The organism is Modestobacter sp. Leaf380 (genome assembly GCF_001424485.1).
Taxonomy (GTDB): Bacteria; Actinomycetota; Actinomycetes; order Mycobacteriales; family Geodermatophilaceae; genus Klenkia.
The window spans coordinates 97,084-110,206 of record NZ_LMQC01000001.1 but is presented as its reverse complement, the minus strand read 5'-3'; the positions used below and the strand labels follow the sequence as shown (position 1 = coordinate 110,206).

The 13,123-nt window shown below is 74.2% G+C and carries 12 protein-coding genes and 2 tRNA genes; 10 read left to right on the top strand and 4 right to left on the bottom strand.

Features of this window, described 5'->3' with window-relative positions:
- The first annotated feature begins 172 nt into the window (after positions 1-172).
- The 7 genes from ASG41_RS00555 (at position 173) to galK (ending at position 5,908) form a co-directional block, all read left to right on the top strand.
- On the top strand, positions 173-1,198 hold the full coding sequence (locus ASG41_RS00555; protein ID WP_157518881.1) for a CPBP family intramembrane glutamic endopeptidase: 1,026 nt from the start codon (positions 173-175) through the stop codon (positions 1,196-1,198).
- 76 nt (positions 1,199-1,274) lie between these two features.
- Positions 1,275-1,346 (top strand) — tRNA-Gln (locus ASG41_RS00550).
- A 53-nt stretch (positions 1,347-1,399) separates the two neighbouring features.
- A tRNA-Glu gene (locus ASG41_RS00545) sits at positions 1,400-1,472 on the top strand.
- A gap of 122 nt (positions 1,473-1,594) precedes the next feature.
- A complete protein-coding gene (locus ASG41_RS00540; RefSeq protein WP_056288247.1) occupies positions 1,595-2,773 on the top strand; it encodes an LLM class flavin-dependent oxidoreductase in 1,179 nt (392 codons plus the stop codon).
- 91 nt (positions 2,774-2,864) lie between these two features.
- A complete protein-coding gene (locus tag ASG41_RS00535) occupies positions 2,865-3,656 on the top strand; it encodes an SDR family NAD(P)-dependent oxidoreductase (RefSeq protein ID WP_056288244.1) in 792 nt (263 codons plus the stop codon).
- A 57-nt stretch (positions 3,657-3,713) separates the two neighbouring features.
- Complete coding sequence (galT, locus tag ASG41_RS00530; RefSeq protein WP_056288242.1) at positions 3,714-4,814, top strand: galactose-1-phosphate uridylyltransferase; 1,101 nt, start codon at positions 3,714-3,716, stop codon at positions 4,812-4,814.
- A complete protein-coding gene (gene galK, locus ASG41_RS00525) occupies positions 4,811-5,908 on the top strand; it encodes a galactokinase (protein WP_056288240.1) in 1,098 nt (365 codons plus the stop codon). The genes galT and galK overlap by 4 nt, the downstream gene beginning before the upstream one ends.
- Before the next feature lie 12 nt (positions 5,909-5,920).
- On the opposite strand, the gene ASG41_RS00520 is transcribed toward galK, so the two are convergent.
- On the bottom strand, positions 5,921-6,634 hold the full coding sequence (locus tag ASG41_RS00520) for an IclR family transcriptional regulator (RefSeq protein ID WP_056288235.1): 714 nt from the start codon (positions 6,632-6,634) through the stop codon (positions 5,921-5,923).
- 64 nt (positions 6,635-6,698) lie between these two features.
- Here ASG41_RS00520 and leuC point away from each other — a divergent pair, with 64 nt between their 5' ends.
- The 3 genes from leuC (at position 6,699) to ASG41_RS00505 (ending at position 9,436) form a co-directional block, all read left to right on the top strand.
- The gene (leuC, locus tag ASG41_RS00515) at positions 6,699-8,111 is read left to right on the top strand and encodes a 3-isopropylmalate dehydratase large subunit (protein WP_056288231.1); all 1,413 of its coding nucleotides are present in this window, start codon (positions 6,699-6,701) and stop codon (positions 8,109-8,111) included.
- Positions 8,111-8,710 (top strand): 3-isopropylmalate dehydratase small subunit, encoded by a 600-nt coding sequence (leuD, locus tag ASG41_RS00510; protein ID WP_056288227.1) that lies wholly within the window; start codon positions 8,111-8,113, stop codon positions 8,708-8,710. Before leuC ends, leuD begins: the two co-directional genes overlap by 1 nt.
- A 123-nt stretch (positions 8,711-8,833) precedes the next feature.
- On the top strand, positions 8,834-9,436 hold the full coding sequence (locus ASG41_RS00505) for a copper resistance CopC family protein (RefSeq protein WP_082556432.1): 603 nt from the start codon (positions 8,834-8,836) through the stop codon (positions 9,434-9,436).
- 19 nt (positions 9,437-9,455) lie between these two features.
- Here ASG41_RS00505 and ASG41_RS00500 read toward each other — a convergent pair whose 3' ends face one another.
- The 3 genes from ASG41_RS00500 to cofC are packed head-to-tail and all read right to left on the bottom strand — an operon-like array spanning position 9,456 to position 13,090.
- Positions 9,456-10,385 (bottom strand): bifunctional NUDIX hydrolase/histidine phosphatase family protein, encoded by a 930-nt coding sequence (locus tag ASG41_RS00500; RefSeq protein ID WP_056288222.1) that lies wholly within the window; start codon positions 10,383-10,385, stop codon positions 9,456-9,458.
- A complete protein-coding gene (locus tag ASG41_RS00495; protein WP_200938665.1) occupies positions 10,369-12,429 on the bottom strand; it encodes an RNA degradosome polyphosphate kinase in 2,061 nt (686 codons plus the stop codon). Before ASG41_RS00495 ends, ASG41_RS00500 begins: the two co-directional genes overlap by 17 nt.
- A 37-nt stretch (positions 12,430-12,466) precedes the next feature.
- On the bottom strand, positions 12,467-13,090 hold the full coding sequence (cofC, locus tag ASG41_RS00490) for a 2-phospho-L-lactate guanylyltransferase (protein WP_082556514.1): 624 nt from the start codon (positions 13,088-13,090) through the stop codon (positions 12,467-12,469).
- Positions 13,091-13,123 lie beyond the last annotated feature (33 nt).

Here is a 13,123-nt window from a genome sequence, read left to right as displayed (position 1 = left end):
GGGGCAGCCGGCACCACCGCCGCCGCCCGGCGAGCTACAGGCCGGGCCCGAGGGTGGCTACGCCGGTCCGCCGCCCACGGGGCGCTGGTACGCACCGCCCCAGGTCCCCCGGGGCTGGGTGCAGGCCGCCCCGCCGCCGCCACCGCCGGCACCCGCCGCCGGTGGGCGTCCGGTGACCCCGCCCGGGATGCCGCCCTTCGACGTCCCCCGCACCTACCTGCAGCTGATGCTGGCCCGGGACTGGGCCTGGTGGCGCCCGCTGCTGGGGCTGCTGCTGTTCACCGTGCTGTACCTGGTGGCCGCCGTCGTGGTCACCCTGGCGGTGCTGGTGACCGGCGTGGTGCCGGTGGCGAACCTGCTGGACCTCACCGACCCCGGCGTCCTGCTGATGACCAACCTGTCGCTGATCGTGGCCATCCCGATCGTGTGGGCCTGCTGGGCGGTCGCCCACGGCCTCCGTCCGGGGTGGGCCTCCTCGGTGACCGGCCGGTTGCGCTGGCGGCTGCTGTGGCCCCTCACGTGGCGCGCACTGGCCACCCTGGGCGTCGGGGTGGTCCTCACCATCGGCATCAGCGTGGTCGCCGACGGCGGCGGGATCACCGGACCGGACTCCTCCTACGTCTGGCTGCTGCTGGTCGTGCTGCTCACCACGCCGCTGCAGTCGGCGGCCGAGGAGTACGTCTTCCGCGGGTACCTGAGCCAGACGATCGCCGGTTGGGTGCGCACCGAGCGGGCCGGCGCCGTCGTCGCCGCGGTGCTCACCGCCGCGCTGTTCTCCGCCGCGCACGCCCCGCCGGACGTGCTCACGTTCCTCGACCGGTTCGTCTTCGGGCTGGCCGCCTCCGCCGTCACCTGGCTCACCGGCGGCCTGGAGGCGGCGATCGTGCTGCACGCGGTGAACAACGTCGTCGTCTTCACCGTCGCCGGCCTGCTCGGGGACGGCGTGGCCTCCTCGGTGCCGCCCGCCGGCGTCGGGCTGCTCATCACCCTGCTGGACGTGCTGGTGATGGGGGCCTACGTCTGGCTGGTGGCCCGGGCCCGGCAGACCCTGGCCGCCGCGACTCTGAGCCCCGCCGTCGACCTGCGGCGGGTGCCGGTGTGGGCACCCAGCTGGGTCCCGGCACCGCCGCTGCCGCCGGCCGTCCGGGTGGGTGGACCGCCCCCGCCGGACCCCCGCTGGTCGCGACACGGCGGCTGACCCGAGGGGGGTGTGCGACCCCCCGGAGGGCATCGGGTAGTGTCTTCGACGGCGCCGCGAGGTGCTGAACGGCCAATGGGGTATGGGGTAATTGGCAGCCCGACGGTTTCTGGTTCCGTTAGTCTAGGTTCGAGTCCTGGTACCCCAGCGAGGAACGCTCCACCTCCTCCGGTAAGATCTGCACACAGCACCACCAGTTCTGGCCCCGTCGTCTAGCGGCCCAGGACGCCGCCCTCTCACGGCGGTAGCGAGGGTTCGAATCCCTTCGGGGCTACACCTCGAGAGCCCCCGACCTGCATAGGTCGGGGGCTCTCGGCGTTCCTGGGTGGGCGTTGACGCGGGCACCCGGGTGGGTTGTGATCGGGGTCTCACCCACCTCAGCGCGGAGGCACCCCCATGAGCAGGCTCCGGTTCGGCATCTTCCTGGCCCCCTTCCACCCGGCGGGGGAGAACCCCACGACGGCCATCCAGCGCGACCTGGAGCTGGTCGCCCACCTGGACCGGCTGGACTACGACGAGGCCTGGATCGGGGAGCACCACTCCGCCGGCAGCGAGATCATCGCCTCGCCGGAGATCTTCATCGCCGCGGCCGCCGAGCGGACCCGGAGGATCAAGCTGGGCACCGGGGTGACCTCGATCAGCTACCACAACCCGCTCTGGGTGGCCGAGCGGATGGTGATGCTGGACCACCTGACCCGCGGGCGGGTGATGCTGGGCTGCGGCCCGGGCTCGCTGCCGACGGACTCGATGATGCTGGGGCTGGACCCCACGGCGACGCGTGAGCTGCTGGCCGAGAACCTGGACATCATCATGCGGTTGCTGCACGGGGAGACCGTCACCGCGACCACCCGCACGCACACCCTGGTCGACGCCCGGCTGCACCTGCGCCCCTACAGCGAACCGCTCTTCGACGTCGCCGTGGCCGCCGTCGCCTCACCCACCGGACCGCGGCAGGCCGGTACGCACGGCATCGGGCTGCTCTCGATCGGTGCCACGCTCTCCCCGGACGGCTTCGACGCCCTCGCCCACCACTGGTCGGTCGTCGAGGAGCGCGCACAGGCGCACGGGCAGACCGTGTCCCGGGCCGACTGGCGGCTGGTCGGGCTCATGCACGTCGCCGAGACGCGCGAGCAGGCCTACGCCGACGTCCAGTTCGGCATCGAGAGCTGGTTCCGGTACTTCCAGAAGACCGCGGCCTTCCCGCAGATGGCGGTCGAGGGCGGCGACGCCAAGGAGATGATCGACTTCATCAACGACGCGGGCATCGGGGCGATCGGCACCGTCGAGGACGCCCGTGCCCAGGTGCAGAAGCTGTGGGACCAGTCCGGCGGCTTCGGCGCGATGCTGCTGCTGGCCCACGAGTGGGCGAACCCCGAGGCGACCCGGCGCTCCTACGAGCTCATCGCCCAGCACGTCTTCCCGCACTTCCAGGGCGGGCAGACCACACACGCCCAGGCGACGCTGGGCGCCGCGGAGCGGGCCGGCGGCAAGCGGGAGGACTACGCGGCCCAGCAGCTGCAGGCCGTGGCCACGATGACCGAGCGCTACGCCGCAGAGGTCGCCGCGAAGGGCTGAGCGTCGGGTCACGCCTGGGTTGAGCCTGGTGCGTCCGGGGGACAAGAGCCCCCGGACGCGCCCAGCCCGGGTGCCCACGACAGGAGCACCCATGGACCTCGGCATCAGCGGACGCACCGCCCTCGTGACCGGAGCCGACTCCGGCATCGGCCTGGAGACCGCGCGGGTGCTGCTGGCCGAGGGTGTCCGGGTGGTCATCACCGACGTGGACCAGGAGGCCCTCGACGGCGCCGCCGCCGGGCTCACCGGCGACGTCACCGCCGTCGCCGCCGACCTGACCGACCCCGAGGACGTCGCCCGCCTGAAGGCAGCCGTCACCGAGGCGATCGGTGACCCCTCGATCCTGGTCAACGCCGCGGGCATCACCGGCGCGCAGGGCCTCTTCCACGAGATCGACGAGGAGGGTTGGCGGTCCACCCTGGAGATCGACTTCTTCTCCGTGGTCCGCGTCGTCCGGGCGTTCGTGGACGGCATGCGCTCGGCCGGCTGGGGCCGCATCGTGCTGCTGGCCAGCGAGGACGCCGTCCAGCCCTACGTCGACGAGCTGCCCTACTGCGCGGCCAAGGCCGCCGTCCTCAGCCTGACCAAGGGCCTGTCCAAGAGCTACGGCTCCGAGGGTGTGCTGGTCAACGCGGTCTCCCCGGCGTTCATCGCCTCGCCGATGACCGACGCGATGATGACCAAGCGGGCAGAGGAGAACGGCACCTCCTTCGACGAGGCGGTCGAGTCCTTCCTGGAGGAGGAGCGGCCCGGGATGGAGCTGGGCCGACGCGGTCGGGTCGAGGAGGTCGCCGGCGTGATCGCCTTCCTGTGCTCGGAGCGCGCCAGCTTCGTCAACGGCAGCAACTACCGGGTGGACGCCGGGTCCGTCGCCACGATCTGAGGGCGCTCCCGGCCCGGCCGCCGACGCGTGGCCGGGCCGGTGTTAGCGTTCACAATCGTGATCAGCACCACCCGCCACCTCGCCGACGGCCGCGAGATCGTCTACTTCGACAGCGCGCGGCGGCCCCGTGACGCCGTCGACACCCGCGACCTGCCGCCCGTCGCGACCCGCTCGCAGGTCCGCTGGGACCCCCTCCTGGGGGAGTGGGTGGTCATCGCCGCGCACCGTCAGACGCGGACGTTCCTGCCGCCCACCGACCAGTGCCCGCTGTGCGCCTCCACGCCTGCGCGCGCCACCGAGGTGCCCGAGGCCGAGTACGAGGTCGCGGTGTTCGAGAACCGCTTCCCGTCGCTCTCTCTGTCGGTCGACCGGGACGTCCCGCCGAACGCCGACGGCACCCCGCTGGTCACCCTGCGCCCCGGCGAGGGCCGCTGCGAGGTCATCGTGTTCACCAGCGACCACGACCGCTCCTTCGTCGACCTGGGCGCCGAGCGCGCCCGGCTGGTCGTCGACGCCTGGGCCCAGCGCACCGAGGCCCTCTCCGCCGAGCCTGGCGTCGAGCAGGTCTTCCTCTTCGAGAACCACGGCGAGGAGATCGGGGTGACCCTGGCCCACCCGCACGGGCAGGTCTACGCCTACCCCTTCCTCGCCCCGCGGGTGCAGCGGGTCCTCACCCAGGTCGCCGCGCACCGGGCCGCCACCGGTGGCGACCTGCTCGCCGAGGTCTTCGACGCCGAGCGCACCGGCTCCCGCGTGGTCACCGCCAACGAGCACTGGACGGCCTTCGTCCCCGGTGCCGCCCGCTGGCCCTACGAGCTGACCCTGGTCCCGCACCGCCGGGTGCCCGACGTCGCCGCGCTCACCGACGCCGAGCGGGACGCCTTCGTCGAGGTCTACCTCGACGTGCTGGGCCGCTTCGCGCACCGCTTCGACGCCCCGATGAACTACATCTCCAGCTGGAACCAGGGCCCGGTCTCCCAGACCGTCGACGGCGCCGGCCGGGAGGACTGGTGGCTGCACCTGCAGCTGTTCTCCTTCCGTCGCGCCCCCGGCAAGCTGAAGTACCTGGCCGGCTCGGAGTCCGGGATGGGCGCCTTCGTCTCCGACACCTCGCCCGAGGGCGTCGCCGAGGAGCTGCGCGCGGTGGTCCTGCCGTGAGCGCCTTCGCCGACCTCTTCGGCACCGAGCCCGAGGGCACCTGGATGGCCCCGGGCCGGGCCAACGTCATCGGTGAGCACACCGACTACAACGACGGCTTCGTGCTGCCCATCGCGCTCCCGCACCGGGTGCGCGCCGAGGTCGCCCGCCGCACGGACGGCCTGCTCGCCGTGGCCTCCGCGCAGCAGCCCGGCGTGCTGGTCGAGGTCCCGGTGGCCGACCTGCGCCCCGGGCACCCGGCCGGGTGGGCCGGCTACGTCGCCGGCGTCGTCACCCAGTTCGACCTGCCGGGCGGGCTGTCGGTCCGCATCGACGGCGACGTCCCGGCCGGTGCCGGGCTCTCCTCCTCGGCGGCGGTCACCTGCTCGGTGGCCCTGGCGCTGCGCGACCTGCTGCGCCCCGACCTGTCCGTCGAGGAGCTCGTCGACGTCGCCCGGCGCTCGGAGAACGACTTCGTCGGCGCGCCGACCGGCATCCTGGACCAGTCGGCCTCGCTGCTGTGCCGGGCCGGCCACGCGCTGTTCCTGGACACCCGGGACCGCTCCACCCGGCAGGTGCCGCTGGACCTGGCGGCGGCCGGGCTGGCGCTGCTGGTCGTGGACACCGGGCACGCCCACTCGCACGCCGACGGCGGCTACGGCGACCGGCGCAAGGAGTGCGAGCGGGCCACCGAGGCCCTGGGCGTCCCGGCGCTGCGCGACGCCACGGTGGAGACCGTCGAGACCCTCGCCGACGACGTGCTGCGCCGCCGCGCCCGGCACATCGTCACCGAGGACGCGCGCGTCCTCCAGGTCGTGGACCTGCTCACCGGCGGCGGCCACCCGCGCGCCATCGGGCCGGTCCTCACCGCCGGGCACGTGTCGCTGCGCGAGGACTTCGAGATCTCCACCCCGGAGCTGGACGCCGTCGTCGAGACCGCGCTGGCCGCCGGCGCCCACGGTGCCCGGATGGTCGGCGGCGGGTTCGGCGGCAGCGCCGTCGTGCTGGTCGACACCGCCGACCTGGACGCGGTCAGCGCGGCCGTGCAGCCGGCCGCCGGCAGCTACCGGACCTTCGTCGCCGTCCCGTCGCCGGGGGCGCACCGCGTCTCCTGACGCGGGCGTCCCTCAGCGCACGGCGCGGGAGATCGCGACGGCGGTGTCCAGCACGGCCCCGACGACCTCGGGGCTGGGACGGCGGCCCAGCCGCTCGACCGGGCCGGACACCGAGACGGCGCCCAGCACCGCACCCGAGCCGTCCCGGACCGGGGCCGACAGCGAGGCCACGCCGGGCTCGCGTTCGGCGATGCTGTGCGCCCAGCCACGCCGACGGACGTCGAGCAGGGTGCGGGCGGTGAAGCTGGCCGCCGGCAGCAGCGGGGTGACCTCGTCGGCGGGGGCGAAGGCGAGCAGGGCGTGCGCCGCGGAGCCGGCGGTCATCGGCAGGCGGGCCCCGACCGGGACGGTGTCGCGCAGTCCCGACAGCCGCTCGGCGGCGGCGACGCAGACCCGGGTGGAGCCGTCGCGGACGTAGAACTGGGCGCTCTCCCCGCTGGCGTCGCGCAGGGCCACCAGGTGCCGGGTGGCGGCGTCGGCCAGCTGCTCGGTGAGGTCCGCGCCGGCCCGGCCGAGCTCGGCCAGGGCCGGACCCGGGGCCCAGGAGCCGTCGGGCGTGCGCCGGACCAGCCGGTGGCCCTCCAGGGCGACGGCCAGCCGGTGGGTGGTCGCCCGGGGCAGACCGGTGCGCTCCACCAGCTCGGCGAGCGTCGCGGGTTCGTCACGGACGGCGTGCAGGATGGCGACTGCTTTGTCCAGCACGGCAACGGGGTTAGGCTGTCCCACGAGCTGACACTCTCATCTCACCAGTTGAGATGGCAAGGTCACCGAGGACACAGGAGGCACGGCCGTGGGGCAGACCCTGGCGCAGAAGGTCTACGAGCAGCACGTGGTGCGACGCACCGAGGGCGAGCCGGACCTGCTCTACATCGACCTGCACCTGGTGCACGAGGTCACCAGCCCGCAGGCCTTCGACGGCCTCCGGGCCGCCGGGCGCACGGTGCGCCGTCCGGACCTGACGATGACCACCGAGGACCACAACGTCCCCACGACCGACCTGCTCGCGCCCATCGCCGACCCGGTCAGCCGGGCCCAGGTGCAGGCCCTGCGGGACAACACCGCCGAGTTCGGCCTGCGCACCGCCCCGATGGGCGACCGCGACCAGGGCATCGTGCACGTCATCGGCCCGCAGCTGGGCCTGACCCAGCCGGGCATGACCATCGTCTGCGGGGACAGCCACACCTCCACGCACGGCGCCTTCGGCGCGCTGGCCTTCGGCATCGGCACCAGCGAGGTCGAGCACGTGCTGGCCACCCAGACGCTGCCCCAGCGCCCCGCCAAGCAGATGTCGGTCCGCGTCGACGGCCAGCTGCCGGTGGGCGTCAGCGCCAAGGACGTCATCCTCGCCGTCATCGCCGAGATCGGCACCGGCGGCGGTCAGGGCCACGTCATCGAGTACCGCGGCAGCGCGATCGAGGCGCTGTCGATGGAGTCCCGGATGACGATCTGCAACATGTCGATCGAGGCCGGTGCCCGCGCCGGGCTCATCGCCCCCGACCAGACCACGGCCGACTACCTGGCCGGGCGCCCGCACGCCCCCCAGGGCGCCGACTGGGACGCCGCCGTCGCGCACTGGGCCACCCTGCGCACCGACGAGGACGCCGTCTTCGACCGCGAGGTCGTCATCGACGCCGCGACCCTCACGCCCTACGTCACCTGGGGCACCAACCCCGGCCAGGGCCTGCCCATCGGCTCCTCGGTGCCCGACCCCGCCCAGATCGCCGACGCCGGTGACCGCGCGGCCGCGGAGTCCGCGCTGGAGTACATGGGGCTGACCGCCGGCACCCCGCTGACCGACATCAGCGTGGACACCGTCTTCCTCGGCTCGTGCACCAACGGCCGGATCGAGGACCTGCGGGTGGCCGCCGAGCTGCTGCGCGGCCAGCACGTCGCCGCCGACACCCGGATGCTCGTCGTCCCCGGGTCGGTGGCCGTGCGCCTGCAGGCCGAGGAGGAGGGCCTGGACGACGTCTTCACCGCCGCCGGCGCCGAGTGGCGCGGGGCGGGCTGCTCGATGTGCCTGGGCATGAACCCCGACCAGCTCAAGCCCGGCGAGCGCTCGGCCTCGACCTCCAACCGCAACTTCCAGGGCCGGCAGGGCAAGGGCGGGCGCACCCACCTGGTGTCCCCGGCCGTCGCTGCCGCCACCGCGATCACCGGGCGCCTGACGGCTCCCGCGACCCTGCAGGGAGCCGACGCCTGATGGACGCCTTCACCACGCACACCGGCACCGCGGCCCCGCTGCGGCGCACCAACGTCGACACCGACCAGATCATCCCGGCCGAGTACCTCAAGCGGATCACCCGCACCGGGTTCGAGGACGGGCTGTTCGTCGCGTGGCGCACCAACGAGCCCGACTTCGTGCTCAACAAGCCCGAGTACGCCGGCGCCTCGATCCTGGTCGCCGGCCCCGACTTCGGCACCGGCTCCTCCCGCGAGCACGCCAACTGGGCGCTGCTGGACGGCGGGTTCCGGGTGGTCGTCAGCGCCCGGTTCGCCGACATCTTCCGCAACAACTCGACCAAGTCCGGGCTGCTCACCGTGCAGCTGCCCGCCGCCGACGTCGAGGCGCTGCAGGACGCGTGCGAGGCCGACCCGGCGCTGCCGGTGACCGTGGACCTGGTCGCCAAGCAGGTCCGCTGGGCCGACGCCGCCGTGCCCTTCGAGATCGACGACTACACCCGCTGGCGGCTGCTGGAGGGCCTGGACGACGTCGGGCTCACCGAGAGGCACCTCGAGGACGTCACCGCGTTCGAGGCGGCCCGCCCGGCCTGGCTGCCCCGCACGCTGCCCGTCCTCTGACCGACCTCTGACCGACCTCTGACCCACGACGGCCGCCGTCCCCACCCGGGGACGGCGGCCGTCGTCACACCCGGGAACCCACGGCCGCCGGCGGACGACAGCACCGGTGACCGACCCCCGACCGTGAGGACCCCCGTGCTGCCCTGGACCCGGACCGCCACCCTCGCCCTGCTGACCCTGACCGCGGTGCTGCTCACCGCCGGCCCCGCGTCGGCGCACACCGGGCTCTCGGGCACCCTGCCCGCCGACGGCGCGGTCGTCACCGAGGCACCGACCACGGTGACGCTGTCGTTCTCCGCGGCCGTCCGCGGGCCCGGGGTGACAGTCACCGGCCCGGACGGCGTCGGGGTGGGCGGCGAGGCCACCGTCGACGGGTCGGTGGTCACCGTGCCGGTCACGCTGACCACCGGCGGCACGCACACGGTCGACTGGGCGGTGACCTCCGGTGACGGGCACCGGCTGGAGGGCGCGACCACCTTCGACTGGGCGCCCCCCGTGCCGCTCCCCGTGCCATCCGCCGTGCCGGGGACGACGCCGCCCACCACGACCGCTGCGCCGGAGTCGACCGAGGAGGCCTCCACGCCCGCCGCGGCAGAGCCCAGCGACGCCGCCGGCACCTCGCCCACCGAGGAGGGCGCCGGCGCCGGTGTCGTCGTCGCCGTGCTGGTCGTGCTGCTGGCCGCCGGCGTCGCCGTCGGGGCGGTCCTGCGGCGGCGTCGCAGCTGAGCCCGGGCCCGCCGGGACGTCAGGCGGGAGCGTCCGGGTCGGCCGGGAAGTCGCGGTAGTAGTCGGCCAGAAGCGCGCCCGGGCGACCGCCCAGCACCCACACGCTGCCCTTGGCCGAGGGCGGCCACACCCCGCCCGCCGAGCCCGGGTGACGCACGCCCAGGGCCATCAGCACGGACGGGATGGCCCCACCCTGGCTGCAGACCACGGTCACCCCGGGGGTCGCCCGGGGCTGCAGCAGGCGCTGCACGGTGGCCACCCCGGCGGCCGGGTCCGCGCCGAAGCCGTCCTCGCCCAGCTCGGGCGCCTCGCCCAGCGGCAGGCCCAGCGCCTGCGCCAGCGGGGTCAGGGTCTGCCGGCAGCGCACCGGGGGAGCGGCGAGCACCTCGTCGGGGGCGAAGGCGCGCAGCACGGTGGCCAGCCGCCGGGCCTGGGCGCGGCCGCGGGAGTCCAGCGGCCGCGCGTCGTCGGGACCGTCGAAGTCCTCCCGTTCACCGGCGCTGGCGTGCCGCACCAGCAGCACCGTCGGGGTCCGGGGCACGTCGGTGCGGGCCAGGTCCTCCAGCACCGCCGCGTCGTGGGCGTGGGTGACCAGCCGGCAGGCCTCGGGCACGGGCAGCCAGCGCAGCTCGTCGACCTCGTCGTTGACCACGAAGTCCCCGGCGACGTGCTGCATCGTCCAGTAGTCGACCCGCTTGGGCCCGTGCCGGTGGGCGTACCGGGTCTGCACGCTGCGCCGGCCGACGACGACCTGCAGGCTGGTCTCCTCGCCGACCTCGCGGACCGCGGCCTGCAGGGGGTGCTCCCCGGCGTCCAGCTTGCCCTTGGGCAGCGACCAGTCGTCGTACTTGGGCCGGTGGACGACGGCGGTCTCCAGCGTCCCGCCGTCCCCCAGCCGCCAGACCGCGCCGCCCGCGGCCGGCTGCAGCCGGTCAGCCAGCGAGCTCACCGGCCATGACGAGCGCCTGGTAGTCCAGCCCGCCGGTCGTGGTCCAGCTGCCGTCGGCCTGCAGCTGCCAGCTGCGGACGTCGTCGGCCCACGCGCGGTCGAAGGTCCGCTGCAGCTGCGCCTGGGCGGCCTCGTCGGAGATCCGCAGCAGCACCTCCACCCGGCGGTCCAGGTTGCGGTGCATCAGGTCGGCGCTGCCCAGCCACCACTCCGGCGACCCGTCGTTGAGGAAGTGGCAGACCCGGGAGTGCTCCAGGAAGCGGCCCACGATCGAACGGACCCGGATGTTCTCGCTCATCCCGGGCACCCCCGGGCGCAGCGAGCAGATGCCGCGGATCCACAGCTGCACCGGCACGCCGGCGGTCGAGGCCTCGTAGAGGGCGTCGATCAGCTCCTCGTCGACGAGGGAGTTGACCTTGATGCTGATGCCCGAGGCGCGGCCCTCACGGGCGTGCCGGGCCTCCCGGCGGATCTTCTCCACCAGCCCGGCGCGGATGCCGTGCGGGGCCACCAGCAGCGAGCGGTAGGTGGTCTGCCGGGAGTAGCCGGTGAGGGTGTTGAACAGGTCGGTGAGGTCCGCGCCCACCCGGGGGTCGGCGGTGAGGATGCCGAGGTCCTCGTAGATCCGCGCGGTCTTGGGGTTGTAGTTGCCCGTCCCGATGTGGCAGTAGCGGCGCAGCACGCCGTTCTCCCGACGCACCACCAGCGCCGTCTTGCAGTGCGTCTTGAGCCCGACCAGGCCGTAGACGACGTGGCAGCCGGCGCGCTCCAGCGAGCGGGCCCAGCTGATGTTGGCCTCCTCGTCGAAGCGGGCCTTGATCTCCACCAGGACGACGACCTGCTTGCCAGCTGTCGCGGCCTCGATCAGCGCCTGCACGATCGGGCTGTCACCGGAGGTGCGGTAGAGCGTCTGCTTGATGGCCAGCACCAGCGGGTCGGCGGCAGCCTGCTCGATGAAGCGCTGCACGCTCGTGGCGAAGGAGTCGTAGGGGTGGTGCAGCAGCACGTCGCCCTCGCGCAGGGTGGCGAAGACGCTCTTGGGCGTCTCGCCCTCGCTCAGCCGCGGGTGGGTGGCCGGGACGAACGGGTCGTCCTTGAGCTCGGGCCGGTCCAGGCCGTACAGCGCCATCAGCGCCGCCAGGTCCAGCAGTCCGGGCACGTGCAGCACGTCGGAGGGGGAGACCTCCAGCTCGTGCAGCAGGACGTCGAGGATCTCCGGGTCCATCGTGTCGGTGACCTCGAGCCGGACGGCGGGCCCGAACCGGCGCCGGGCCAGCTCGCGCTCCAGGGCCTGCAGCAGGTCCTCGTCGCGGTCCTCCTCCACCTCGACGTCGGCGTTGCGGGTGACCCGGAACAGGTGGTGGTCGATGACCTCCAGGCCGGGGAAGAGCTGGTTGAGGTGCGCCGAGATCAGGTCCTCCAGCGGGAGGAACACCGACTGGTCGTCCTGGGTCAGCACCGGCACGAAGCGCGGGACGTTGTCGGGCACCTTGACCCGGGCGAACCGGGGCCGGCCGGTCTCGGGGTCGCGCACCGACACGGCCAGGTTGAGCGAGAGTCCGGAGATGTAGGGGAAGGGGTGCGCGGGGTCCACGGCCAGCGGGGTGAGCACCGGGAACACCTGGTCGCGGAAGTACTCGCGCAGCCGCATGGCCTCGCCGTCGGCGACCTCGCCCCAGTGCACGATCCGGATGCCGTGCTGCTCCAGCCGCGGCACGACGTCGGCCACGAACACCTGTGCGTGCCGGGCGACGAGCTCCTGCGTGCGCGCGGTGATCCGGGCCAGCTGCTCCCGGATGGTCAGCCCGTCGGGGGAGCGGACCGTGAGGCCGGTGTTCTGCCGGCGCTTGAGCCCGGCGATCCGCACCATGTAGAACTCGTCGAGGTTGCTGGCGAAGATCGACAGGAACTTGACCCGCTCGAGCAGCGGTGCGTGCTCGTCCTCGGCCAGCTCCAGCACCCGGGCGTTGAAGTCCAGCCAGGACAGCTCGCGGTTGAGGAAGCGGTCGGCGTCGTGCAGGGGCTCGGTGGTCGGTTCGCTCACCCGCCCATCGTGCCGCACGCGGGTGAACAGCAGATGATCACGCGCAGGCGTCGGGTCCGGCCCGCGCGACCGCCGTCCGGGGCCCCGTGCCCAGCGCCCGGGCGACCGCCAGGTGGGCCACGGTGTCGACGTCGCGGCGCAGCCCCGGCCAGTCCCCGGCCAGCGGCACCGCCCCGCCCGCGGCGTGGGCGGTGGCGGAGCCGGCGCCGAACGCCGGGCGCAGCTCCCCGCGGGTGACGGCCAGCAGGGTGGTGCCGGTGCCCTCCGCGTCGGTCACCGAGGAGCGCTCGTGTCCGGCTGCCGCCAGCAGGGCACCGGTCAACTCGGCCGGGCGCAGCGCGGGCAGGTCGGAGTGCAGGGCCGCCACCGGTGCGCCCCCGGCCACGGCCGCGCCGTGCGCCAGGGCTGCGTTCAGCCCGGCAGCGGGTGCGTCGGGGACCACCCGGGCGCCCAGCGCCCGGGCCAGCCCGGCGGCCCGGGGCTCGTCGGTGACCACCCACAGCACCCCCACGGCGGGGCTGGCCAGAGCGGCCTCCAGGGTGTCCCCGAGCAGGGCCAGCACCAGGTCCTCGTGGTCGGCCCGCCGGTCCCCGACCGGGCCCAACCGGGTCTTCGCCAGTGCCAGGCGCTTCGCCGGGACGACGACGGACCACCCCTGCACGACCCGCACGCTGCCACAGCCCGAGGGCCGGCG